Annotated in this window: 24 protein-coding genes; 6 read left to right on the top strand and 18 right to left on the bottom strand. The window is 54.3% G+C overall.

The features are described from left to right. Positions 1-124 precede the first annotated feature (124 nt). Positions 125-964, bottom strand: coding sequence for a MurR/RpiR family transcriptional regulator (locus IEV89_RS00180; protein WP_188470294.1), 840 nt, complete (start codon positions 962-964; stop codon positions 125-127). A 243-nt stretch (positions 965-1,207) separates the two neighbouring features. On the opposite strand from IEV89_RS00180, the gene IEV89_RS00175 reads away from it, so the two are divergent. The 5 genes from IEV89_RS00175 to IEV89_RS00155 all read left to right on the top strand — a co-directional run bounded on the left by IEV89_RS00175 (position 1,208) and on the right by IEV89_RS00155 (position 5,651). Then, a complete protein-coding gene (locus IEV89_RS00175) occupies positions 1,208-2,794 on the top strand; it encodes a gamma-glutamyltransferase family protein (protein WP_188469237.1) in 1,587 nt (528 codons plus the stop codon). A 19-nt stretch (positions 2,795-2,813) separates the two neighbouring features. Continuing rightward, a complete protein-coding gene (gene hpxX / locus IEV89_RS00170) occupies positions 2,814-3,008 on the top strand; it encodes an oxalurate catabolism protein HpxX (protein ID WP_188469235.1) in 195 nt (64 codons plus the stop codon). Continuing rightward, positions 3,005-4,435, top strand: a complete 1,431-nt coding sequence (locus tag IEV89_RS00165; protein WP_188469233.1) for an AtzE family amidohydrolase — start codon at positions 3,005-3,007, stop codon at positions 4,433-4,435. The genes hpxX and IEV89_RS00165 overlap by 4 nt, the downstream gene beginning before the upstream one ends. Next, on the top strand, positions 4,425-4,808 hold the full coding sequence (gene hpxZ / locus IEV89_RS00160; RefSeq protein ID WP_188469232.1) for an oxalurate catabolism protein HpxZ: 384 nt from the start codon (positions 4,425-4,427) through the stop codon (positions 4,806-4,808). Before IEV89_RS00165 ends, hpxZ begins: the two co-directional genes overlap by 11 nt. A 267-nt stretch (positions 4,809-5,075) precedes the next feature. Then, positions 5,076-5,651 carry a hypothetical protein gene (locus tag IEV89_RS00155; protein ID WP_188469230.1) on the top strand — a complete coding sequence of 192 codons (576 nt, stop codon included), beginning with the start codon at positions 5,076-5,078 and terminating at the stop codon, positions 5,649-5,651. 263 nt (positions 5,652-5,914) lie between these two features. Here IEV89_RS00155 and puuE read toward each other — a convergent pair whose 3' ends face one another. The 3 genes from puuE to IEV89_RS00140 are packed head-to-tail and all read right to left on the bottom strand — an operon-like array spanning position 5,915 to position 8,353. Beyond that, a complete protein-coding gene (puuE, locus tag IEV89_RS00150) occupies positions 5,915-6,859 on the bottom strand; it encodes an allantoinase PuuE (protein ID WP_188469228.1) in 945 nt (314 codons plus the stop codon). Further along, positions 6,852-7,619, bottom strand: a complete 768-nt coding sequence (locus IEV89_RS00145; RefSeq protein ID WP_188469226.1) for an aspartate/glutamate racemase family protein — start codon at positions 7,617-7,619, stop codon at positions 6,852-6,854. The genes puuE and IEV89_RS00145 overlap by 8 nt, the downstream gene beginning before the upstream one ends. Further along, on the bottom strand, positions 7,619-8,353 hold the full coding sequence (locus IEV89_RS00140; RefSeq protein WP_188469224.1) for a GntR family transcriptional regulator: 735 nt from the start codon (positions 8,351-8,353) through the stop codon (positions 7,619-7,621). Before IEV89_RS00140 ends, IEV89_RS00145 begins: the two co-directional genes overlap by 1 nt. A 189-nt stretch (positions 8,354-8,542) precedes the next feature. Between IEV89_RS00140 and IEV89_RS00135 the strand changes: the two genes are divergently transcribed. Continuing rightward, positions 8,543-10,045, top strand: a complete 1,503-nt coding sequence (locus tag IEV89_RS00135; RefSeq protein WP_188469222.1) for an NCS1 family nucleobase:cation symporter-1 — start codon at positions 8,543-8,545, stop codon at positions 10,043-10,045. Positions 10,046-10,235: 190 nt separating this feature from the next. On the opposite strand, the gene tssG is transcribed toward IEV89_RS00135, so the two are convergent. Genes tssG through tla1 form a run of 14 tightly spaced genes read right to left on the bottom strand, consistent with a single transcriptional unit; the run spans position 10,236 to position 23,882 of the window. Beyond that, positions 10,236-11,282 (bottom strand): type VI secretion system baseplate subunit TssG, encoded by a 1,047-nt coding sequence (gene tssG / locus IEV89_RS00130; RefSeq protein ID WP_188469220.1) that lies wholly within the window; start codon positions 11,280-11,282, stop codon positions 10,236-10,238. Next, the gene (locus tag IEV89_RS21870) at positions 11,279-12,328 is read right to left on the bottom strand and encodes a type VI secretion system baseplate subunit TssF (protein ID WP_268235617.1); all 1,050 of its coding nucleotides are present in this window, start codon (positions 12,326-12,328) and stop codon (positions 11,279-11,281) included. The genes tssG and IEV89_RS21870 overlap by 4 nt, the downstream gene beginning before the upstream one ends. Beyond that, positions 12,271-13,050: a type VI secretion system baseplate subunit TssF gene (locus tag IEV89_RS21865; protein WP_268235616.1), complete on the bottom strand. Its 780-nt coding sequence runs from the start codon at positions 13,048-13,050 to the stop codon at positions 12,271-12,273. The genes IEV89_RS21870 and IEV89_RS21865 overlap by 58 nt, the downstream gene beginning before the upstream one ends. Further along, positions 13,047-13,574: a type VI secretion system lipoprotein TssJ gene (gene tssJ, locus IEV89_RS00120; protein WP_188469218.1), complete on the bottom strand. Its 528-nt coding sequence runs from the start codon at positions 13,572-13,574 to the stop codon at positions 13,047-13,049. Before tssJ ends, IEV89_RS21865 begins: the two co-directional genes overlap by 4 nt. Further along, complete coding sequence (locus IEV89_RS00115) at positions 13,574-16,921, bottom strand: ImcF-related family protein (protein ID WP_188469216.1); 3,348 nt, start codon at positions 16,919-16,921, stop codon at positions 13,574-13,576. Before IEV89_RS00115 ends, tssJ begins: the two co-directional genes overlap by 1 nt. Beyond that, complete coding sequence (locus tag IEV89_RS00110) at positions 16,902-18,038, bottom strand: KPHS_23130 family T6SS system protein (RefSeq protein WP_188469214.1); 1,137 nt, start codon at positions 18,036-18,038, stop codon at positions 16,902-16,904. Before IEV89_RS00110 ends, IEV89_RS00115 begins: the two co-directional genes overlap by 20 nt. Continuing rightward, positions 18,035-18,292 carry a PAAR domain-containing protein gene (locus tag IEV89_RS00105; protein WP_188470292.1) on the bottom strand — a complete coding sequence of 86 codons (258 nt, stop codon included), beginning with the start codon at positions 18,290-18,292 and terminating at the stop codon, positions 18,035-18,037. The genes IEV89_RS00110 and IEV89_RS00105 overlap by 4 nt, the downstream gene beginning before the upstream one ends. Before the next feature lie 2 nt (positions 18,293-18,294). Then, on the bottom strand, positions 18,295-20,628 hold the full coding sequence (locus tag IEV89_RS00100) for a T6SS phospholipase effector Tle1-like catalytic domain-containing protein (RefSeq protein ID WP_188469212.1): 2,334 nt from the start codon (positions 20,626-20,628) through the stop codon (positions 18,295-18,297). Then, positions 20,613-21,116, bottom strand: coding sequence for a Tli1a family immunity protein (tli1a, locus tag IEV89_RS00095; protein WP_188469210.1), 504 nt, complete (start codon positions 21,114-21,116; stop codon positions 20,613-20,615). Before tli1a (IEV89_RS00095) ends, IEV89_RS00100 begins: the two co-directional genes overlap by 16 nt. Next, the gene (tli1a, locus tag IEV89_RS00090) at positions 21,104-21,619 is read right to left on the bottom strand and encodes a Tli1a family immunity protein (RefSeq protein ID WP_188469208.1); all 516 of its coding nucleotides are present in this window, start codon (positions 21,617-21,619) and stop codon (positions 21,104-21,106) included. Before tli1a (IEV89_RS00090) ends, tli1a (IEV89_RS00095) begins: the two co-directional genes overlap by 13 nt. Next, positions 21,607-22,107, bottom strand: a complete 501-nt coding sequence (tli1a, locus tag IEV89_RS00085; protein ID WP_188469206.1) for a Tli1a family immunity protein — start codon at positions 22,105-22,107, stop codon at positions 21,607-21,609. The genes tli1a (IEV89_RS00090) and tli1a (IEV89_RS00085) overlap by 13 nt, the downstream gene beginning before the upstream one ends. Next, entirely contained in the window at positions 22,095-22,631 is a 537-nt protein-coding gene (gene tli1a, locus IEV89_RS00080) for a Tli1a family immunity protein (protein WP_188469205.1), read from the bottom strand. Before tli1a (IEV89_RS00080) ends, tli1a (IEV89_RS00085) begins: the two co-directional genes overlap by 13 nt. Further along, the gene (gene tli1a, locus IEV89_RS00075; protein ID WP_188469203.1) at positions 22,616-23,128 is read right to left on the bottom strand and encodes a Tli1a family immunity protein; all 513 of its coding nucleotides are present in this window, start codon (positions 23,126-23,128) and stop codon (positions 22,616-22,618) included. Before tli1a (IEV89_RS00075) ends, tli1a (IEV89_RS00080) begins: the two co-directional genes overlap by 16 nt. A 13-nt stretch (positions 23,129-23,141) precedes the next feature. Beyond that, the gene (gene tla1 / locus IEV89_RS00070) at positions 23,142-23,882 is read right to left on the bottom strand and encodes a toxin Tle1 chaperone Tla1 (RefSeq protein ID WP_229746310.1); all 741 of its coding nucleotides are present in this window, start codon (positions 23,880-23,882) and stop codon (positions 23,142-23,144) included. Positions 23,883-23,890 lie beyond the last annotated feature (8 nt).

Below are 23,890 nucleotides of genomic sequence, written 5' to 3'. Positions count from 1 at the left end.
TCACGTTTTACCGGGTCAGATGTGAGTAACAGGTGGTCTACCGCCCGGATAACCGGGCTGGTGAAGGTCGTTCAAAGGGCAACGCATGCACTATAAGTGGGCGGTGGCACCAAAAAAGCGCAAATTAGCGATGTTCTAGTTCGTCGAGGTCGTCGTAGAGATCAGTAATTTGATGAATCCGCTGACGACCAGCGGCCAGCATGTCATGCAGGAGCGCATTACTGAGTAGATTCACCAAGCTCATTGGCGCGGAGTAGGCGTCAAACGCCGAGACGCTGTCGAGAGGCGCAGCCAGATGCCAGGTTGCCAACGGGATAAGTGTCTGAGCCTGCGGTTCGCAAATCAGAAGAACAGGCACGCCAAGCGTCTGTAACTGCGTCAGAATGGTCTTTATCATGCGGGGCCTGCGGCGAAATGCGACAAAAATCACCACATCCTGAGGCATCAGATCCACCAGTTCTTCGGCCAGTGTCTGGCCTGGTTGCGGCATCATCATCACACCTTGCCGCACCTGAATCAGTTGCTGGCGCAAGTGCAGCGCCACCGGATAGCTGTTGCGAAACCCCAGTAACCGCACCTGCCGAGCCTGACTCAATGCGGCGATCACCGCGGTGAATTGCTGGTCATCAATCTGGTTAATCCACTGGGTGAGATTGGCCATCTCCTGCTTGTAATGGCGGGACAATAACGTATTGCCCTGCACAGCGTCGCGGCTGTCGGTCAGCGGCATTCCACTCTGACGTAAAGTGCGCACCTCATCGCGCATGTCGCGGTAGCTGGGATAACCGAGACGTCTGAACAGGCGACTGACGGTGGCTTTGGAGACATGGCTCAGGCGCGCCAGCTCTGCACTGTTGTAGCTCATCAGATCATCGATATTGGCAAAGATAAAATCCGCCACCCGCTGTTCCTGCGGCGTCAAAGCTGAATAGTGGTCGCGCAGACGCTCATCAATTTGTTTCATGTCTTCCCCTATCCCTAACTTGCATAGTTCGAATTGCAGGAAAGCAGCCAGCATATCTGCAACTCGAAACATCACGGGTATCTGTAACGGATGTTTCAGCGCAACATATCACGCATTCGTGCGGTGAATACAAGCGAAATTACTCACTTCCCACCGATGTGGAACACCTCTTGCTTACTCTTAGGACAAAGACAGCCATAAGATGTGCCCCTGCACACGTCGCCACAAGAAAAAGGCATCCACATGATCAACAGCAATAGTTCCCCACTCGGTATGGCGGTTACCCCTCATCACCTCGCCAGCCAAAGCGCACTCGCGGTACTCCGCGAAGGTGGAAATGCCATCGAAGCGATGGTGGCGGCGGCTGCCACGATTGCCGTCGTTTATCCGCACATGAACGGTCTCGGCGGTGATGGCTTCTGGCTGATTGTCCCGCCGCAAGGCGATCCGGTGGCCATTGACGCCAGCGGTGCCGCGGGCACCCACGCGACGCTGGATTTCTATGCCGGTGAAAGCCATATTCCGTACCGAGGCCCGAAAGCTGCGCTGACCGTCGCTGGCACGGTAGGCGGCTGGCAGGAAGCGCTCAGTCTCTCTGCGGAATTAGGCGGCGATCAAAAACCGCTCTCGCGTCTGCTGCGAGATGCTATCCGCTACGCCGCCGACGGCATTCCGGTCACTGCATCGCAAGAGGCCGCCACTCGCGCCAAGCAGCACGAGCTGAAAAACATCCCTTCCTTCGCCGACGTATTTCTGCCGAACGGTGAAGCACCGCGCACCGGCCAGCGTTTCACCCAGCCGCAATTGGCCTCCACGCTCTCCATTTTGTGTGAGGACGGACTGGACAGCTTTTACCGTGGCGAACTGGCTGACAATATGGCCGCCGACATGGAAAAACTCGGTATGCCGGTGACCCGCGCCGATCTGGCGGCTTACCAACCGCAGAGGCGTGTGCCTCTGCGCCTTAAACACAGCAAAGGGGAAGTTTTTAACCTGACACCGCCGACACAAGGTCTGGTATCACTGGCGATCCTCGGACTGACCGACCGCCTGCCGCTGGCAACGATGGACGAAGGCGCGACTATCCACAGCATTGTGGAAGCCACCAAGCTGGCATTCGGGCTGCGCGACCGCTTTATTACTGATCCCAAAATGATGACCCAGGAGGCTCAGAGTCTGCTCGATCCGGACTACCTCGATGTCCTCGCTACCCGGATCAATCCACACCGCGCCGCTGACTGGGGCAAGGGCAAGGGACCCGGTGATACGGTCTGGATGGGTGTGATGGACAGCAGCGGGCTGGCGGTGTCATTTATTCAAAGCATCTATCATGAATTTGGCAGCGGCGTGGTACTACCAGGCAGTGGCGTGTTATGGCAAAACCGTGGCGCGTCATTCAGCCTTGATGCCAACCATCTGCTGGCACTCAAACCGGGCAAACAGCCGTTCCACACGCTCAACCCGGCGGCGGCCCGTTTATATGATGGCCGTACAATGGTGTACGGCTCGATGGGCGGCGACGGTCAACCGCAAACGCAGGCGGCTGTTTTTATCCGCCATGTGGTGCAGGGCCAATCGCTACAACAAGCTATCAGCGGCCCGCGCTGGTTGCTAGGCCGCACCTGGGGCGAAACATCAGACTCGTTAAAACTTGAAGATCGTTTCTCCCACGCCACGCTAGCCGGGCTGCGTCAACGCGGACACGACGTTGAAATGCTGCCTGATTTCAGTGAGGCGGTCGGCCATGCCGGGGCGGTGGTGCGTCACACTAACGGTATGTTCGAAGGCGCATTCGACCCACGCAGCAACGGCAGCGCCGCCGGATTCTGATTTTTGACAGGGGATAATCATGGAAACTATTGCAACAACGACCGACTGGGCTGCCTATGTCCACCAGATGGAATCCGTTCTGGCATTGGAACTCGACGACGTGCGTCGTCAGGAAGTACTGATACATTTCAACCGTATTGCACAGATGGCGCAACCGCTGATGGACCTGCCACTCGACTCACGCCTTGAAGTTGCCGGGGTGTATCGCGCATGAAACCCACCGAACATCTGACCATCAGCCAGTTGCACCACGCACTGCAAAGCGGGGAAATCTCAGCGACCGAAATTGCCAATGCCACACTGGAGAATATCGAACAAAGTGACCCTACGCTCAATGCTTTCACCCACGTCACCCACGCACGTATGCAAAGTGAAGCGGCGAGAATAGACCAACTGCGTGCCAGCGGCGCGCCTTTACCACCGCTGGCAGCCGTGCCTTATGCGGTAAAAAACCTGATCGACGTAACCGGTGAAGTGACGCTAGCCGGGGCCAGTTTCAACAGCCGTAACCCGGTGGCTAAAAGTGATGCGTGGACAGTGCAGCGCCTCACCAGCCAAGGCGCAATGCTGTCCGGCATGCTAAATATGGACGCTTACGCGTATGGTTTCACCACCGAAAACAGTCACTACGGCGTGACGCATAACCCACGCGACCTCAGCCGCATTGCCGGAGGCTCTTCCGGCGGTTCGGGTGCCGCCGTGGCTGCCGGTCTGGTACATTTTGCCCTCGGCAGCGACACCAATGGTTCGATCCGCGTCCCTTCATCACTCTGCGGCATCCTCGGCCTGAAGCCGACTTTCGGGCGTATCTCGCGCAGCGGCAGCCAACCATTTGTTGCCAGTCTGGATCATCTCGGCCCGATGGCGCGCTGCGCCGCTGATTTATCACACGTTTATGATGCCATTCAGGGCGCTGATCCGCAGGATGCCTTCCAGGCGGATAAACCCACCACCGCAACCTTCCACAGCCTGACTCGCGGCCAGCAGGGTTTGCGCACAGCGATGCTTGGGGGTTATTTCTCTACGTGGTGCGACGCCGATGCCAAAGCCGCCGTGCAACAGGTGGCAAAAGCGTTGGAAGCACAAGAGGAAGTTGAGATGCCGCAGGCAGAGCTGGCACGCTCGGCGGCATTTTTGATCACCGCCTCCGAAGGCGGCAACCAGTATTTACCGCTGTTACGCAGTATCCCACAGCAGTTTGAGCCATTATCGCGAGAACGCTTATTAGCCGGAGCGATGATCCCCGCGGCGTGGTATGTTCAGGCGCAGCGTTTCCGCCACCAGTTTCAGCAGCAAGTTTTACCGCTGTTCGAGCATTGGGATATTCTTATTGCGCCCTCCACACCGTGTAGCGCCACGTTGATCGGGCAGGAAACCTTTAGAATTAACGACACCGACCTACCTACCCGTGCCAGCATGGGGATGTTGACACAGCCGATCTCTTTCCTTGGGCTGCCGGTGGTGTCGGTGCCTATAATAACCGCCAGCGGGCTACCGATAGGCTTACAGTTGATCGCACCGCCATGGCGGGAAGACCTGTGTCTGCGCGCCGCCTGGGCACTCGAGCAACAGGGTTTGGTGAAGGTACTTACCTCACCGGTGATGGCATCAATTAACCAGAGAACGCAGAATGAAAACTGACAACATTGACCGTCCGGCCATTCTGGCCGAAATGAACGCGGCATTTTATCGCTATGAACAGGCGCTGATCAGCAATGACATTAACGTGCTCGACGAGCTGTTCTGGCACGATCCACGCACCGTGCGCTATGGCGTGGGAGAAAATATTTACGGCATCGAAGCCATCCGTGCATTCCGAGCCTCGCGCCCGTCGCACGGCCTCGATCGCGAGCTGGTCAACACCGTTATCACTACCTTCGGTGATGACATGGCCGTCGCCAGCACGGAATTTCGACGCGCGGGCAGCGACCAAGTGGGGCGTCAACAGCAAACATGGGTGAAGATGCCGAGTGGCTGGAAAATTGTTGCTGCACACGTCAGCCTGATGGTTTGACCGAACCATTGGCGGTTCAGCTTTGGAAAGCTGAGGAAACTTTTCTTTCAATTTCATCTTTTAAATTCAAATTCAAATTCAACATCAAAGTCGTGGGCGCCGGCCCACACCGGGTTAAGGGCCGTAAACGCGGCCCTTAACAATCCTGCGTTTTTTAAAAACAGCAGCTACGCAAGTCACCATGGCCGTGTTTCAGGTATCTCTGCGATAGCCGCAAAATATCATCGCTCCGCGATTCCCGGCTGCGGGTTTGAGCCAACGGTAAAGATGTTGTCTCGCCACCGACTTGCCGGTGATATTTTGAATGCGGCCTCAACATTTTTAAAAACAGACCCAACCTATTTTTTTGAATTTGAATTTGAATTTGAATTTGAATTTGAATTTGAATTTGAATTTGAATTTGAATTTGAATTTGAATTTGAATTTGAATTTGAATTTGAATTTGAATTTGAATTTGAATTTGAAAAAGCCTCGGCCGCATTCAAAACGACGTCGAATAAGCGGTGGAAAACCGCGCGTCAGTTTGCGAGGGTTGTAACCCGCAATGAGAGCACCGCGCAGCGGCGGAGTTTGCGGCTATCGTCATGGTCACTGAAACACGGCCATGGTGACCTGCGCAGCTGCCGGTGTTTCATGAAAAAGCGCGGAGTCCAGAGGCCCGCGCGACTGCGGGTCTCTGGTCGGTGTGGGCCGACGCCCACGGTCTTGATGTTGAATTTGTGTTTGATGTTGATGTTGATGTTGATGTTGATGTTGAATTTGAATTTGAAAAAGCCTCGGCCGCATTCAAAACGACGTCGAATAAGCGGTGAAAAACCGCGCGTCAGTTTGCGCGGGTTGTAACCCGTAATGAGAGCACCGCGCAGCGGCGGCGTTTGCGGCTGTCGTCATGGTCCCTGAAACACGGCCATGGTGACCCGCGCAGCTGCCGGTGTTGCATAAAAAAGCGCGGAGTCCAGAGGCCCGCGCGACTGCGGGTCTCTGGTCGGTGTGGGCCGACGCCCACGGTCTTGATGTTGAATTTGAATTTGAATTTGAATTTGATGTTGAATTTAAATTTAAAAGATGAAATTGAAAAATCAAATCGAGCTTAAACGCCGAAACATTTACCGCTCAGCAGGATGCTGCCTAATCCAATGATCCGCTATTTCCTGCCGCTTACATACCCACACCCTGTCATGTCCCCCGATGTAATCCAAAAACCTCTGTAAAGCCCGAAAACGTCCCGGACGCCCCAGAATCCGGCAGTGCATGCCTATCGACATCATTTTGGGGCTGGTTTCGCCCTCTTCATATAAGACGTCAAAACTGTCTTTCAGGTAAGTGTAGAACTGCTCACCACTGTTGAAGCCTTGCGGCGAAGCGAAGCGCATGTCGTTGGTCTCCAGCGAATAAGGTATGACCAAATGCTGTTTCACCTGGCCACTGTCGAGTTTGACCGGTGTCCAGAACGGCAGGTCGTCGCCATAGTAGTCACTGTCGTATTGGAATTCGCCAGATTCAACCACCAGTTGACGGGTGTTCGGGCTGTCTCGACCGGTGTACCAGCCAAGCGGCGCTTTGCCGAACAGGTCTTTTAGAACCGCGACCGCTTTTTGCATGTGATCCGCTTCCTGCGCCTTGCTCATGTCCTGATAGTGTATCCAGCGCCAGCCGTGGCTGACCACGTCGTAGTCGGCAGCTTTTATGGCACTGACGATCTCAGGATTACGCGCCAGCGCCATGGCGACACCGAATATAGACAGCGGTAAATTGCGCTTTTTAAACTCATTATGAATGCGCCAGAAACCGGCGCGTGAACCATATTCGTAGAGGGAATCCATTGACATATGGCGGTCGGGGAAACTCGCTGCACCGATGATATCTGACAGAAATTGCTCGGACCCAGCGTCGCCATGCAGAACGTTATTCTCAGCGCCCTCTTCATAGTTAAGGACGAATTGCAGTGCAATGCGCGCGTTGCCCGGCCAGTTGGCGTGTGGCGGGCGACCGGCGTAACCGATTAAGTCACGCGGGTAGTTCTCAGTGAAACGGTAATCAATATCAGACATTGAGATCCCTCGTGTTCAACCCCTTAAAACGCCCTGAGAGTGTTTTCTCAATCGGATAATCTAAGTCGCCATGTTTACTGGTCGTCAGCCGTAATGCCGCAAGCGCCTCGATCATTTTGACCGCTGCGCTGACGCCGTCGATCACCGGGATCCCCAGTTCCAGCGTCAACTCATGCGCCAGATCTGCCATGCCGCCGCATCCGAGGACGATCGCCCCACTGCCATCGGATCGCTTCGCCGCAATACACTGCTCACGCACTTTCTGCTGTGCCAGGCCACTGCCGTCCTCCAGCGATAACACCGGCAGGTCGATCGCGTGTAGCGCCGCACAGTGGCGCTCAAAGCCATACTGATGCAGTAAATGTCGCGCGATAACCAGCGTGCGCGGTAAGGTCGTTACGATGGAAAACTGCGTCGCCAGCATCGTCGCCATGTGCATAGCCGCTTCGGCAATACCGACCACTGGCGCACGCGCCAGTTCGCGTGCTGCCAGCAAACCCGGATCGCCAAAACAAGCAATAATGTGGCCATCGACGCCAACATCGCGCCCGGCTTTCACTTGTTGCAAAACCCCCATCGCGGCGATGGCTTCATCAAAATGCCCTTCAATGGATGGCGCACCCTCGCTCGGGCAGACAGCCAGAATCTCCGTACCCGATGCGGCGACCTGGCGGGCGGTCACCGCCATTAATTCGGTCATTGCAAAACTCGTATTAGGATTGATCAATTGTATACAAAGTGATGGCGAGCTTGTTGACATTAACCCGGCTCCTTATTCATTTGAGCCGAGTGCACGGCAAAGAGTTGCATAAAGTCCGGCGTTTCGCTGCGGTGCGGTTCAAAGCGCAGGCTAGCGAGGATATGGTCAAAATGATGCGCCATACTGTCGACCAAACCGTCGGTATCACGATTTTTCAGCAGTTCGAGTAAGTCATCATGGTCAGTACAACGGCAGCCCTGCTGCCACGGTGCGCCCCAGGCGGCAATCGCGAGAGAGGAACGTAACGTGAGCTGCGATACGGTTTCGGTCAGTACTTTATTACCGGAAATGGCCTGTAACTGGACGTGAAATGCGGCAGAAAGGCGGATGGCCGCCGCGCCGTTTCTTTCTTCATGCGCGCGTTTTTCCTGCTCCACCAGCTGTTGTAATGCCACCCTATGCGGCGACTGGCAGTGCGCGACAACGCGCGGAAGATTGGCACATTCGAGGATTTTTCGCGTGGCAAAGACATCACGGGATTCGTCGGCGTCCGGCGTGGTGACATGCGCACCACGTTTGGGCAGCAAGGTGACTAGCTGCACCGCAGCAAGGCGTTGAAGCACCCGACGGATGCCGGTACGGCTGACGGAAAACGCTTGCGCCAGCGCTTCTTCCGGTAATTTACTGCCCGGTAAAAGCTGATGCTCAACGATCGATTTCACCAGCGCGTTATAAATGTGATCGTCCTTATCCTCGGTAAAATAGGCCGTATTCAGCCCGCTCCAACTGGTCATTGCTGCCACTCCGCTTTTCTATGGTGAGCCAATTAATGAGTCAATCGTATACTTGAATGATAAATATTGTATACAAAAAATCAAAGGTGGCCTGGATCCTGCACTGCTCCCGTGACGGCTTTATTTGTTGGAACACCGCCTTTGCGGATTCCCTCTTTCGACACGGTGTTTATGACAGGAGCACGATTTATGCCAAATCAGGAAATCTCTTCCGCCAGTGCATCTTCATCCATGAGCGCAGGCGTGATTAAACCGCATTACAGCCCGCGACTGTGTAATGACGATTTAGCCCCGACCCGCAACCAGAACTGGAGCTGGTACAACATATTTTCTTTCTGGATGTCTGACGTGCACAGCATGGGCGGCTATGTGGTGGCCGCCAGCTTCTTCACTCTCGGACTAACAAGCTGGCAAGTATTGCTTTGTTTGTTGTGCGGAATTTGTATCGTGCAGATCTGCGCCAATTTGGTGGCGAAACCCAGTCAGCAGGCCGGTGTACCTTACGCGGTGATTTGCCGTCAGGCTTTCGGGGTGTTTGGTGCCAATATTCCGGCGGTGATACGCGGCCTGATTGCTTTCGCCTGGTACGGCATTCAAACCTATCTTGCCGCCAATGCCCTGATGCTGGTATTGCTGAAGTTTTTCCCGTCACTAACACCGTTAACCGTGCCACACTGGCTGGGTCTGTCGGCAATGGGCTGGATTTGTTTCGGCATTATGTGGGTGTTGCAGGCGATGGTGTTCTGGCACGGCATGAACGCGATTAAACGCTTTATCGATATCGCCGGGCCTGCAGTGTACGTGGTAATGCTAATGTTGGCTGGCTGGATTTTGTATAAAACCGGCCTGAGCAATATCTCTTTCACATTGTCGAGCAAGACGTTGACTGTCGGCCAGCAAGGCTGGGAAATGCTTACCGCTACGGCGCTGGTGGTCTCCTACTTTTCCGGCCCCTTGCTCAATTTTGGTGATTTCTCCCGTTACGCTAAAAGCATGGGCGAGATCCGCCGGGGCAACCGCTGGGGGCTGCCGTTCAACTTCCTGCTGTTCTCGATTGTCACCGTGGTTATTGTGTCTGGCACCCAGTCGCTGTTCGGCCAGATGATCACTGATCCTATCGAAACCGTCAGCCGTGTCGGTAACAGCGTGGCAGTCGCGCTCGGTTTGCTGACCATGATCATCGCCACCATAGGCATTAATATCGTGGCAAACTTCGTGTCACCGGCCTTCGATTTTTCCAACTGTTCTCCGCAGAAAATCAGCTTCCGCACCGGAGGGATGATCGCCGCCGTCGGTTCCGTGTTGCTGACGCCGTGGAATTTGTTCCAGTCACCGGAAATTATCCACTATACGTTGGACGTGCTGGGCGCGTTTATCGGCCCACTGTTTGGGATTTTGCTGGCGGATTACTACCTGATTAAACGTGGCAGTATGGATGTTGATGCATTATTCAATGCCACGCCGTCCGGCCGTTATTGGTACAGCAATGGTTTCAACCCGAAAGCGATTATGGCACTGGTGCCAGCCGTCCTGATTGGCCTGTTCATCAGCTTCACGCCGGGCTTGCATCAGGTGGCAAACTTTAGCTGGTTTATCGGCGCGTTTCTGGCCGGCGGTAGCTATCGTTTTATCGCCCGTCATGAACGCGCAGCCAGCCCATCAATGGGTTTTGTTAAAGCAAAAGTTGAATAACGTCAGATAACGAAACGTTTTGCCAGAAAGTCAAAACAACGAAGCCCTGAGTTATTGCTAACTCAGGGCTTCTGAATGTTGGCGGAACGGACATCTGCCCGATATAAATCCAATACAAACTCACCCCATTACCTCGGCATCCTGAGGCAAAAACCTTGATAAGCATATTGATCAATTATTTTCTCACTCATCATACCCGCCAAAAATCAGCATGCTCCTCCCTGAGCCGCCCCACTTTAATGCGGGTTGTTTTCGGCATCTCACCCAGATTGTCGTCCCTCAGCCCCAGCATCATGTTGTACCCCGAGAACAGGCCCGGATCGCCCAGCCGGGGAACCGGCAGCAACCGCGTCGGGATCGTCAGCCACAGGCGCACATCGTAATCACACCCCAGATAGGTACGCAGTAACGCCATCACATCCTGTTTAAGTTGACCGCCAGGCATCCAGCCCTTTGCTTCATCAGGATTTTCTGTCGAGAGTTCCACTCGCGAGCAGTACCCGGCAACGGTGGTTTCATCACCCAAAATGGGGTGTTGATCGAGTGTCATACCGTCCCGCAATGAGAGCCTGGCCCGTTTCGCCACCGGCATTCTCACGGGATGGTGCGGGAACACCTTTACCTTTGTATTGGGTGCCTGACTGCGGATAACCGCCGCTATGCCTTCTACGGTGTGCGTCGGATGCAGCAAAGGTGGCAATATTGCCAGTAATCGTGAGGATGGAATGTCCTGGCCGTGAGCAATGCCTGCCAGCGCCATCAAGCTCTGTGAGACAGTATCCGTGCCGCCAGGTTCAAAGGTGGCCGGGTAGCTGTACTTGCGCCAGACGCGGTAAAATTGCGTCATCAGCCGATGGTTGAAGATATCCAGAAACGCGGCCATGGCATCAGCCCCGTCGCGCCCCTGGTTAATGTCCTCGATGATAGCCGTGGGCAGTGGCGAGTCCACCCCGTACAGGCCGAAGAAGTTCGTTCTGATGGTCGGTGGGGCATCCGGATTATCCGGGTCCGTTTCCGTGCGCTTCAGTTCCCCCGCAGGAAAACCCAGATGCGGATTGGGGCGAAAGCGCACCGGGTCGTCTGTAATGGCGCGCCCCGTGCCCAGCGAGCCGCCGTTCAGCCCTTCAATCAGCTGGCAGAAGCGATAAAAGTTAAACCGTGCCGTGTGGTCATTGCCTTTCCCGTCCAGCCAGAACGGCGGAAGGGTCGGACTATTTTTTTTGTTTTCGGTCGTCACATCAACACCCTGTTAATACGTCGCTCCGGCCAGGCCCATTCCGTCTTCGATTGTGTCAGCATTACGGTTAACTGCGTGAAGCGGATGACGCTGGCGTACTGAGTGAAGAACTGCTCCAGCAGCTCGCAGAACAGACGCGCATCCCCGGTGCCGCTGAAGTGATGCTCATCCAGATCCACACGGATGTGCACGCCATGCCAGTGATGAGAAGAGTTAAAGCCCTGTTTGTAGCTGACGTGCGTGATCCCGTCGATACGGCGAAGGTTGTTGTCGTCATGGCTCCAGTTAAAGAGCTGAAGTGCAGCTTTCAGGTTATCGGTGCTTGCCAGCATCTGGCTCAGCGCTCTGGGGTGCAGCAGCGACAACACATGCCACTGATACAACTGAGTCAGCGGCGGATAAGAAGGCATGGAAGGCGTGTGCCGGGTCTGGCAGCGCAGCGTCAGGTTACCCGCAACGGCAGTGCCGTCAAATACTGCATTATCCAGCGCCATGCGCGGATAGTTGCCGTTGGTACAGGTGAGGTTCATAAACAACGTGGCCTCTTCCTGCGCTAAATCCTGTTCACCTGATGTCCCTCCGAGCATCAGCAGCGTTTCATGCAGGCCACTGACACCGCGCCAGATACGGGTGTGATAATACCGTTCCGGCCAGGACGCTTGGTGTGCGAGCATCCCGCCTTTCTGACGAAACTGGCGATACGGAACATACTGCCGTTTGTCTAGGGTTTCACTCGCCGCCACCTTATCTACACTGTAGATTTCAGTATGGTGGTCGCGCAACCGGTGCGGGCGCAGGCGATAATCCAGTACCGTGGGCTGTACTTTCAGCGGTTCAGCGTTCAGGGAAAATAGGTTAATGACCGTGACGCAGTTAATACGCAGTGCATCGTCTGGTACAGGCATATCGCGGGGTAGTGACTGAGTGAGATGGATTTCCAGGATAAAGTCACGGCATTCCTCACTGAGTGGCAGCGTATCAAGCCCGGTTAAGGTAAAGAAAGCAAACCGTGCCGGGAAGCTGAAATACTCAAGCCACGGACGCACTTCACCACACAGCGCCGGGCTGTCACTCTGCGGCCATACAGGCTTCCAGTGCTGCTGCCAGCGGTTAGCCAGTGTCCCGTCAAACAGTTGCCGGTCTGAGGTAACCGCACCGTGATACGGCTGACATGGTGTGTCAATGCCTGGTACAGCATCGACTGTAGTGGGCGGTCACCGTTGATATAAAGCGGCAACTCATGCAGATTTACCTGGCTCGGGTCAGCGTACTGGTTGAGTGAGAAACGCAGACTCAGCACCTGATGCCCGTCAGGGTGAAACTGTGTGCTGATGCTGTTCAGGGTGAGTGGGTGCAGCGTTAATTCGTCGGTGGTGCGATACGGACAGCGAAGTCCGGATTCATCCATTGGGCGGGTCAACAGCGTGGTGCCCTCCGGTAATACCGCGTCCCGCACCTGTGCCACCCTATCCGGCGTCAGTTCCACCACGCCCATTGACGGCAGAGTACGGTTCACCACCGGCAGCAGGTGGCCCAGCAAAGGTTCTGTCAGCTCGGGAATATCATCATCAATCTTGCGCCGCAGCTGCGCCATCATCAGCGAGAACCCCTGGAACAGTTGCTCCACGGATTCGTCCATCTGGTGCGACATGCTGTCCACGCCGAGGCGACGAGCAGCGTCAGGGTGCTGCAATGCAAACTCTCTGGCGGCGGATTTCAGCCAGCGCATTTCGCTGTCAAAATATTTCAAAAATTCATGGTCGTTCATTCTTTCACCGGCCTTAACCACAGCGTGTTATTGCGGATTTCGATAACACGCGGGGTATCCGGGTCCAGGTCGTCGCGGCTGAGCACAAGCTTCCAGTTTCCCCTTGCCCTGTCGGGAAGACGAAACAGCCCGACAACCGCTACAAAGTTCGCTTTCTTACTCAAAGGGATATCGAGGTTCGCCGTCTGCCCCGGCACGACGCTGAGCTGCTGCTGTGTCACCAGGCTGTCTTTCAGCACAAGGTCTGGCTGTGTTAACAGGTCGGTGTATTCCGCGCTATCAAAGGTTTTGCGGTCATTGAGCTGCAGGATGCTTACGCGCAGCGGCATCGACTGCTGGGCATCATCGTGGTTGATGGCCTCGCGGGCCACAAAGGAGAGATGCAGTGTTTCAACCTGCCGGTAAAAAATGGCGCTGGCGACAGATGCTGTACCCTGTTTGGCTTTCTGATACAGGCCACAACCGCTGAGGGTAAGGGTCGGCACAAACAGAAGTGCGCAGATAAGGCGTGATGGACGCAGCATTATTTATTCCCTCTGTTCTTCGCGGCAGGCAGAGGCGACGTGCCGGTGGCAAAGACCTCAGAAGGCAGAGTGAAGCCCCGTAAATCAAGCAGGGCCAAGGGGCCTTTGCCAAGTTCCGTGCGCATCAGGTAGTTCAGCGCCACCCCGTCCGGGGTTATCCACGCCACGCGATATTGATTATCGCCAAGGTCAGTGACCAGCGCTTTATCCAGCAGGCGAATAAGTCCCCAGCTTCCCGGCTCATCAGCATACAGACGCGCACCGGCCTGAACGGTGCGCCAGGTCAGGGTGGTTTGCGGCTGCCAGCGGTTGTCCGGCCAGGCCAGCATCTGCCAGCTCTCTTCCTGGTTAAAATATTGCAGTTTCTGACGGTCAACAGTGAGGTCGGATTCCACCACATCACGGGACGGTTTTGCCATCAGTTGGAAGTGCAACGCGACATCACCGTGGGCAAAGGCCACGTTCGAGATACGGGTCAGATGGTTGAGTGCGTCAATAAAGGCCGGGTTAAACGTCAGCCCCTGACTGTTCATGGCATCTGGCACCCATTTGTCGCCTTCCAGACGCAGCAGGCCACCCAGTCGGGTGTTGATAAACTGTGAGATACGCCCGGTGTCCATGCGCATAAACTGGGCCAGTTCGGGTAATGACGCATCGCTCTGGCGATCAACAAACGGGTAGCGGTCGTTGAAGGATGTCTCCCACGGAGTGACAATATCGGTTTTCCACTGGCTGTTGATGCTCTGAGAGGTCGGAGAAAGCACCTGTTCCCATGCCTGAACCATCGGTTGCACAAACACGGCCTGCCCGAAACCGCTCCACTCTTGACCCAGGCTGGCGGCGATCAGGCTGCCATAATCGCGGGTATCGGTGAGGTCAACGGCTTTGCCCTGGAAAACAGTCAGTGCCAGGGACTGCATCATCGCTTGTGGATCAGGGGCATTGGTGACCTGTTGCAAACGCAGACGAACGCGGGTGATGCGAGTCAGGAAGGTTTGCAGGCTCAGGGGGTTTTGTGTCGCTGACATGGTGTCGCTCAGCGCCAGCAGCGGGCCAAAGGTGTCATCCATCGGACCTCGCGGACCGGTGTTTTGCTCCACGACGTTGGCGTTGTCGTTATGGATAAGGCTCTTGGCGGATTTCACCAGAGAGTCGGCCAGGTCACCACCACTCTGCCCGGCACGTCCCTGAATATTCAGCGTGTTCATCAGCGCTATCAGCGGTGACTGGCGGACATCGGCCAACAGCGTGAGTTGTTCGATAGACTCCGACAGGCTGGCAGCCTGACGCCACTGCAAGCTGTTGAGGAACTTCAGCCAGGCGGCACCATACCCGGAGAAGTAGCGGGCTTTCAGTCGCGCCTTCATCGTTTCCGGAGAAAGTTCGGTATTCGTAGCATGCTGACTGTCGCTGAGTACCCAATCAATTTCGTCGCGACGGGCGTTTGCCAATTTATCCAGCGCGGGCTCCACGTCTTCTTCCCAGGCTTGACGGGTAAATACGCCGGGTACGGTTTCACCTGTTCTAAACAGACGGCTGCTGTCGGTCCCGTTGACCATTTCACCCAGTGACATATCAGCATAATCACGGGATACCTGGGCAATCAGTTGCTGATAGCGAGAGGCCTCCGCATTGCTGGCACCCATTTGACGTAACAATGTAGTGCGCATTTCGCTCACCAGCCGCATGTCGGGGGCAACCCGCCAGTCAGGATGTGCGGGCAGGTTCTGCATCATAAAGGTCAGCATATCGCTGCCGTTCATCATCCAGGTGCCGTCCTGCACGCCGTCACGTAACCGCCACTCTTTCATCACCACGGCGCTGAAAAACGCGGGGTCAATTTTGTCCGGTCGGGAAAGCATCAGGTACGCTTTGAGCAGGTCGTACATGGCTTTTGACTGCGCGGCCCGCGCCGGGTCATTTGGAGCACGATTTCGCCAGGCGTTCATTTGTTCACTCAGGTGCTGCACGGAAGCATCGCGCAATAACGGCATGGCTGCTTTCTGCCAGTAGGGCCAGAGCGCGTCGAGCACATCTTCATTTCGGCTGAGGCCAAACCTCATATACCAGGGCGGTCCGTAGGTATGACGGTACTGCAGGCGTTCGATCTCTTTTTGTAGCGCGCGCAAAGACATGAGCTGAGTGGCGACCGGCGAAGCGGTATCCGTGGCAGACAGCGCCAGCTGATGGTCAGCCTGCATCAGGCGCAGGTTAGCCATATACGAGAAGGCGACAAAGGCCAGCCACAGCGCAAGGATGCACGAACAAACCAATAACAACGATTTGCGCCAGGATACGCCCGTTGCCACGGGTCGCCGCCAGCGCTGCGCCAGCAAATCCAGCCAGGCTTTGCCCGGTTGCCAGGCGTGACGTAATGAAGCCGTGCCTGAGGTGACTGACGGGCTAAATACCATCCCGGCCAGCGGCAGCGCCCGTGCACCCTCAACCAGTTGTGACAGCGACTGCGTCAGGCGTGCCGTGCCACCGGTTCGCAGGTGGTGCGCAAGGTGCATCAAAAAGGCGTGGCTGCGGTCCTGCTCTGCCTGCTGCATCCCTTGGCGAATAAGCGGCTGCTCCAGTGCCGTCAGCGACTGATTTATATCCTCAGAGGTGACGCCGGGCGCAGAAATAAAGCCGACGCCCTGTGCCGGTGATCCTGGCTGTTCCCATTCCGGCTGATGGATTTCCCACAACCACAGCGGAATTTCCTGCCCCAGCAGATGAAACTGTTTGTGCAACTGGCGGGAAACGGTATCGAGAGTGTCATGGCTGAGTTCAGTCTGTGCATTGACCACCCAGACGATGGCATCGGCGAGACGGCGGCGAATTTTACGCAGCACTTTGCACTGTGCCGGTTGCGGTTCGTCCGCAGGATTTCCATGCCATAACAGTAACGTGTTATGCCCTTCCAGCCAGTGCTGGGTGGTTAAGCCCGGCACCGCCTGTTCGGCTTCATGTTCATTGCCGACCACCAGCAAAATGCGCACCTTGCTACGCCAGCGCCAGCCGTACTGAAAACGCATCTGGGTGACGATATCGCGGACAAGTTGGTTTTCAGGCGGGCGCTGCGGCTTGCCGTGTGTATCACTCCCCGTCGCTTCCCGCGCCTTAAGGCGGATAAGCGCCTTCCACGCCAGAATGAACAGTGGGCAGAACCAAACCAGGGCCAGCCAGACCATCAGTGCCCAGAAGGCAATCTGGCGGGGAAGCGCCGCAGGCAGATTAATGCTGCTACCTGCAAAGTAGTACAGCGCAGCGCCCAGCAAAACCAGCAGGGTAATAATTACTACATAGCCGGTAACGAGCCAGAACAGCGAATGTTGGGGTTCAGTGCGGGAGGTTTCCACGGGGGACGCAAACTCCTGTCATCAATTGGTTATCCATAAGTGAAGCGGTCCAGCCGCAAGCCTGTCCGTTACGGGCGGACAGTGCAGCAAGGGAAAGCACAATAAAAGGGGTCACCGCACCGGCATGACCCAGCCACGGCGTCAGCACGTGGTCAACCGCAGACCAGCCGGAAGGTAACAAGGTATCCATCGCCGTTTTATCAGCGGCAATCACACGTTCAGGGGCGGCGTTAAGGCGAGCATAGCGGGAAAGTTGCCCGACCAGCTGTTGCGGGGTCTCACCCGCATCGGGGTTAAGGATTTCAGCGCGGTACATAAGTGCCAGCGCCTGATGACCGCACAGCCAGGCAAATGCACCTTCGCCTGCGACAGAGCCGTTATCCGCTTCGCCTTCACCGCATCCGGCGCACAGCATCAGCGCCTGTTCATCCTGCGGCATCGCATCAGTCACGTTATCAAGCTTGCTGGCATCATCCATGCGTATGACATCGTCAGGCAGGCGCATGCCGTCTGACTCCAGCGCTTGCGTAAAAGCCGCCAGGCTGTCGTCGTCACCCAGCCAGCAAAATACCTGTACAGGCCGGGCTTCATCATTCTGGCGAAACTGCGTCAGCAAACGGCGGGCGAGATAACGGGCCAGCAGTACAGAACGGCTCTGCATCCCCAGCACCTGTGAGCAACGCAGCAGCGCACTACCCGAAGCGTCAGTACTCTGTAACGGCGTAGGGGGTAATGAAGACGAGAGCAAAGGCTCGTGGTCGGCATCTTCATCGCCGAGCGGCGTGACCAGCAGGACGTGTTCGACGGGTAATGTGCGGGAGCGATATTGCCACCAGGCATCAAGGGACTCGGCTATCGTTACCTGATAGGTATTGCGGTTGTACAGCGCCACCAGCCAGACCAGCCAGCGTCCGGCCACGGCAATCAGCCACAGCAACAGTGGAAGTACCAGGCTCCAGAACCAGAATGACGGCGTGCGCGTGGGTTTACCTTCCGGCCACAGCAGCATGGTCGCCATCGCCGACAGAAACAGAATGACCGGGAGTGCCACCCACCAGCGCCGCCAGCGGGCGTGGTGAATATCGGCGTAGTCAGGATAACGCGGCGGGTGATTCATCCGCGCACGTCCATATGTGACAGGGAACTGACCAGCGTACAGCCGCAGGCGCATTTATGCCCGTCGAGCGCCACCGCTTTACCGTTCATGATGCTGCCGGTGGTGCCCTGCGCAATGGTGGTTATGCCGTGCTGGTTACATTTGGCTTTATCGTCAACGCAGGCCACCGCCTTACCAAAGGCGCTATAGCTGCCGCTCAGCACTTCACCGCCGTAGGGCTTAAGCGTATCGCCCACGCGGATGAGTTTTTGCAGGCTCATACGATGTTGGCCCCGGAGGCTTTGAGCATCTCCAGCGACGATGACATCATAGCCTGATGGTTGCTGCTGATGGTGGCAGAGCGATTTTGAGCCACCGTAAGGCCCGGCTCCGTACCCGGCAGAGACTGCACGTCGGCGGTGAGTTTTTGTGTGACGCCGTTTGCCAGGTCTTTGACTTTATGGACTTCAGGCGCATACGCCGTTTTCGGCTCCACCAGATAGATAACCTTATTGGAGGTTGGCGCTGCGCCAACTACTTTGCCTTCCACCGAAATCAGCTGCAGCTTTTTGTTGGCTTTATTGCCGCAGTAAATCATGCGATAGCGGAAGTAGCCGCCCCTGGGCTCACGCCCACCGAGGGCGCTTTGCATAAACCAGGCGCGGGAGTCGTGGATCTGCTCATCGTAGAATGCCAGCAGTTCAGCGCGGGGTTGAGTTCGGATACCGGTGCCCAGACTGTCGATAAATAACTGCGGATAAAGCCTGTCGCCGTCCGCTTTCATCTCTTGATATTCGGCCTGGTCATCATCACCGTTAATCAGAAACACGGCATGTTTGGGGATTACGTCCAGCGCAATCTGGATGGGTTTATCCCAGACGCTTTGCCCATTGATATCCCGCACCCATTCTTTATAGTCGTGCTGGAACTCACGGGCAGCTTCGCGCAACTGGTACTGCGCGTTGGTTGGGTCGAGGTCGGGCTTGCCCTGTAAGCTTTCATCGAGCGGCTGGCGTTTCTTTTTCGCCTCGGCACGACGCGTAGATAGCGCCTTTACCTCAGCGTCATGTTTGTCTTTTTCGTCTTTCAACTGTTGAGTATTTAGCTGTGGGGCCTGATTGAAGAAACTCCGGGCAAACGTCTTGTCCTGGGAAAGCATGCTGCCATGGGCATAGCGACCAATGCGCCAGGCGGTGATCCAACCCACCTGATCGATAACGGCGCTTTCAAGGGTTTGAGAAAGTTGATATGCGCGATAGCCACTCTGGCTCTCTGCGGTTTCTTCAGTGCCCTGCAAGGTAGTGTTAAGTAAGGTTTGTCGCCAGATATTGAAGCGTTTGGTGACTACAGGAGCAATTGCAAACTCAGTAACTGAATTACCAGACATTACACGTGATGGCGAAATGTCCTTTATTAATTCGGTGAGCGAAGAAGGATGGACTGATAAAGGCGAACCAGCCTCAAACGCAGCTGAATATAGGTCATGTAATACTATTTGAGATAATACTTCCCCTGCGCCGTTGGGGGATTTGCCCTGATCGCCAGGCGGGTAACCGCCCCCGATATCAGAATGCATACCAGGATAAATAACTTCGTTAGAATAAGAAGGATAACTACCATCATCGGCTCGGCGAATTGAATCCAGCGGGAAGCACAGACGCTGTTCGTGCGCCGCAACAAAATGACGGCAGCATTTAATTAATCCGGGGAATTTAGTTTCATCAGGCAGCGGTTGAGAATTATCCGCCCAGCCCATATGGCCTGCAGCTCCGGGGAGGATATGCGCAGCACCGACGGAAGCCACTGTATCCAGCAGGCCAGCAAATTCAATACTGACAGGCAATCCGGCCAGAGTGAGTGGTTGATATTCGCCAGATTTATTGGGTGCTGGCAGTTGCGTCAGCCAGCTGATAAAGGTTCTGGCTTCAGCTGCTCCGCGTGAAAAACCATAAATGAACAGCTTAACCCCCAGCAGATGGGGCTGCTGGCTTTGTTTAACCTGACCTTCCAGAGCCTTCAATAAGGGATTAATGGCATTGCGACGATTCACTTCACCCGAGAAAGGCGCATGGGCACGCATATCGGGTAACATTCCTTTGGCAATACCATCGTCAAGACGTTTAGCCCCTTTGGTGATCGCATAGCTCAGCGCATCGACCAGCCTTAACAGCGCCCAGTTAATACGGTCTTCTCCACCTGCCGCAAAAGCCAGACCATCGTTGCTGTAATCCATTTCACCAATTTTAGGGAAAGGTGTGCCTACGCCAGGGATATAATAGGAAAAGTAGCCATCATTTTCCGCAGCTAATGGATAAGCTGCATGGAATAGTTTTGCAATATTTGTGGGATGTGACGGTTTAGCTATCTTCGTATCGTTATGTTCATTGTTGCCTGTGCCATCAAAGAACAAACTAATATGCAGGCTGCGACAACAGACAAAACCGACTTTTTTTCCGCTCTGTTCACCCAAACGGGTTTTGTAATCCTGTTCTTCCTGTACTTGTTTTTTATAGTTGGCATTGACCTGCGCTTCCGTAAGAGGCAGACGCCCGGCCTCCGGGAATAACGGCGGTGCCCAACAAGGATTGGCTAAACTCATTTCACCGGACATGACGCAGGTTCCTTCATGTTAAGAGGCTCTTTGATTGGGTAATTCGGCGTACCGTATCCTGAGCAAACCGTTGTCACTTTCACCTGGTCACAAGGCAGGAAATGCACGGTTAAACCACAGCGTTCTTTGCCGTATTGTGGGATATCAACAATAGTGCTGTGCTGTTGGAAACTACTTTTCAGTTTCTTTTCCCAAATCAGATAGTTATCCCAATCCTCGTAACCAGGAGGAAGGGGCGCTGTATGAGGATCAACTTCCCACTCAATATGTGCTTTCAATCCGGGTTTCCATTCATCGGGAAGCATGATGCAACACGAATTACCGGTTAGTGTTCCACCATAGCCATTAACAGAAAACGAGTTAACCCCACTATTTGCCATGTGATTGAAACCTCGTAGGTCGCCAGCGGTATAACCCTCATCACTTGCATGTGAGCAACCAGACACAAAAAAAACAAACATCAGAAAAACAAATCTTAAACCGGACATGACGCAGGCTCCTTCATATGGCGAGGTTCTTTAATCGGATAGTCAGGAGTGCCAAAACCGAAACAAGATGTGGTGACTTTTACCTGATCACAAGGCAGGAAATGCACGGTTAAACCACAGCGTTCTTTGCCGTATTGTGGGATATCAACAATAGTGCTGTGCTGTTGGAAACTGCTTTTGAGTTTCTTTTCCCAAATCAGATAGTTTTCCCAGTCTTTAAATCCAGGGAATGGTGGTGTTGTATGAGGATCAACTTCCCATTCAATGTGCGCTTTTAATCCGGGTTTCCATTTATCTGGGAGCTGAACACAGCAGTAACCCCCACCATCACCAAATGGGCTTATATTGGGACCACCGTAGCCGTTTACTTTGACGAAATTAATTGTCGCTGAAGTATGATTAATTCCACCAATATCCCCTGAGGTATAACCCTCATCACTGGCATGGGAACAACCAGACACAAAAAAAACAAATATCATAAAAACAAATCTTAAGCCGGACATGACGCAGGCTCCTTCATATTAAGAGGCTCTTTGATCGGGTAATTCGGTGTACCGTATCCTGAACAAACCGTTGTGACTTTTACCTGGTTACAAGGCAGGAAATGCACGGTTAAACCACAGCGTTCTTTGCCGTATTGGGGGATATCAACAATAGTACTGTGTTTCTGAAAGCTGCCTTCCAGAGCGTTTTTCCATGAATTAAATTTTGCCCTATCTTTAAATCCAGGGAATGGTGGCGCTGTATGAGGATCAACCTCCCACTCAATATGCGCTTTCAGACCCGGTCGCCATTTATCAGGAAGCATGATGCAACATGAATTACCCGTCAGTGTTCCACCGTACCCATTGACCGAGAACGAATTAACGCCACTGTCGGCCATGTGATTAAAACCTCGCAGATCACCAGCGGTATAACCCTCATCACTGGCCTGGGAACAACCAGACACAAAAAAGATAAACAGCAGGAAAACAAATCTTAAGCCGGACATGACGCAGGCTCCTTCATCTTAAGAGGCGCTTTGATCGGGTAATTCGGTGTACCGTATCCTGAACAAACCGTTGTCACTTTTACCTGGTTACAAGGCAGGAAATGCACGGTTAAACCACAGCGTTCTTTGCCGTATTGGGGGATATCAACAATAGTACTGTGCTGTTGATATTTAGTTTTATGAAGCGCATATGCCTTCCGATATTCGTCAGTACCCAGCGGTGGCAAATGTGCATAGGGTTCAGGATCGGTTTCCCACTCAATATGTACTTTCAGTCCAGGTCGCCATTTGTCCGGGATCATGATGCAGCAGCTGTTACCGGTCAGCGTTCCACCATAGCCGTTGATCGAAAATAAGTTTACGGTCTGTCCGGCAACGTGGTTGATGCCGCTAATATTGGCAGCGCTGGATTCAGAGTTTGTAGCCGTAGCCTGTGAACAACTCGAAGCCATAAATAAAACCAGAAATACGCAGCCAGTGATTATTTTCCTTGCCATCATTGCTCTCCTTATTTCACCGGACATGATGCTGGCCCCTTCATCTTAAGAGGCTCTTTAATCGGGTAATTCGGTGTACCGTATCCTGAACAAACCGTTGTTACTTTTACCTGGTCACAAGGCAGGAAATGCACGGTTAAACCACAGCGTTCTTTGCCATACTGAGGGATATCAACAATAGTGCTGTGTTTCTGAAAGCTGCTTCCCAGAACACTTTTCCATGCGTTAAATTTTTCCCTATCTTTATATCCAGGGAATGGGGGCACTGTATGAGGATCAACTTCCCATTTAATATGCGCTTTCAATCCGGGTTTCCATTTGTCCGGTAGTTGAATACAGCAATACCCGCCACCTAGCCCTGGCACAGGGTATCCATTTACAGAAAAACCGTTGATTCCAATCCCATCAACATGGTTAACAGCGCGTAAATCCCCTGCGGTATAACCCTCATCACTGGCCTGTGAGCAACCAGAGAGCAATATCGCCACTGCGACTATCAGTCCATTGATAAAGTTTATTTCCATTTTCACTCTCCCGTTACTCCTTAAAATTCAGCAGACTACCGAGATATCCCGCTTCATTTGCCCGCATAGCCAGCGCCATACAGCGGGCAAAGTGCGCTTCCCGTGTCATATCCGGGGCTGGCAGTTCCTTCCTGAGTGCTTCTGCATCGCTAATACACCCCATCATCTCTACCTGCGTATCATTCACCCGACTCATTTCGGGCTCATCGGCAAGCACGCGCTCAGGTAGCCAGGTTCCGGCTTTCCAGGTGGGGTCGCCATCACGATTTCGCCAACTCCAGAACAGGGCGATATTCGTAAACGCAGCCTGTTGCTCTGGCGTCAGAACATGCTCGAACAGCGGCGCAAATATCCGGTTGTCGTAGTAACGCAGCAACCCGGTCTGTTCTTCCCAGTGAACCTGCGACAGCGCCTGCAGGTGGCGACATAGCAAATCAAAACTCAGAGGGGAAATCAGCAGCATCAACCGTGGCGTACCAGCGAAATGCTCGACCAGTTGTTCCAGCCAGCCACGGTGGTTACTGACGGAGAAATGCAACCGCATCAATATCGGTGAGTATTCGGCTGTTCCGGCTTCGGGCGTGTCGTCAAACAGAGCAAACCAGCGAATAGCCGGTGAAAGCTGGCGCAGCGCATTCTGCAGAGGCTGTTCGGTTCCGGCCTGATCCACCAGAACATCAACATAGTTCTGTCCGGCTGCGGTACAGAGTGCTTCGGCCTGCTTTATCCATGTAGCGCCGGTATCGGTCATCATGTCCATGT

Source organism: Hafnia psychrotolerans (genome assembly GCF_014639435.1).
GTDB lineage: Bacteria > Pseudomonadota > Gammaproteobacteria > Enterobacterales > Enterobacteriaceae > Ewingella > Ewingella psychrotolerans.
The sequence above is the reverse complement of the archived record's forward strand: the minus strand, read 5'-3'. Positions and strand labels throughout refer to the sequence as shown.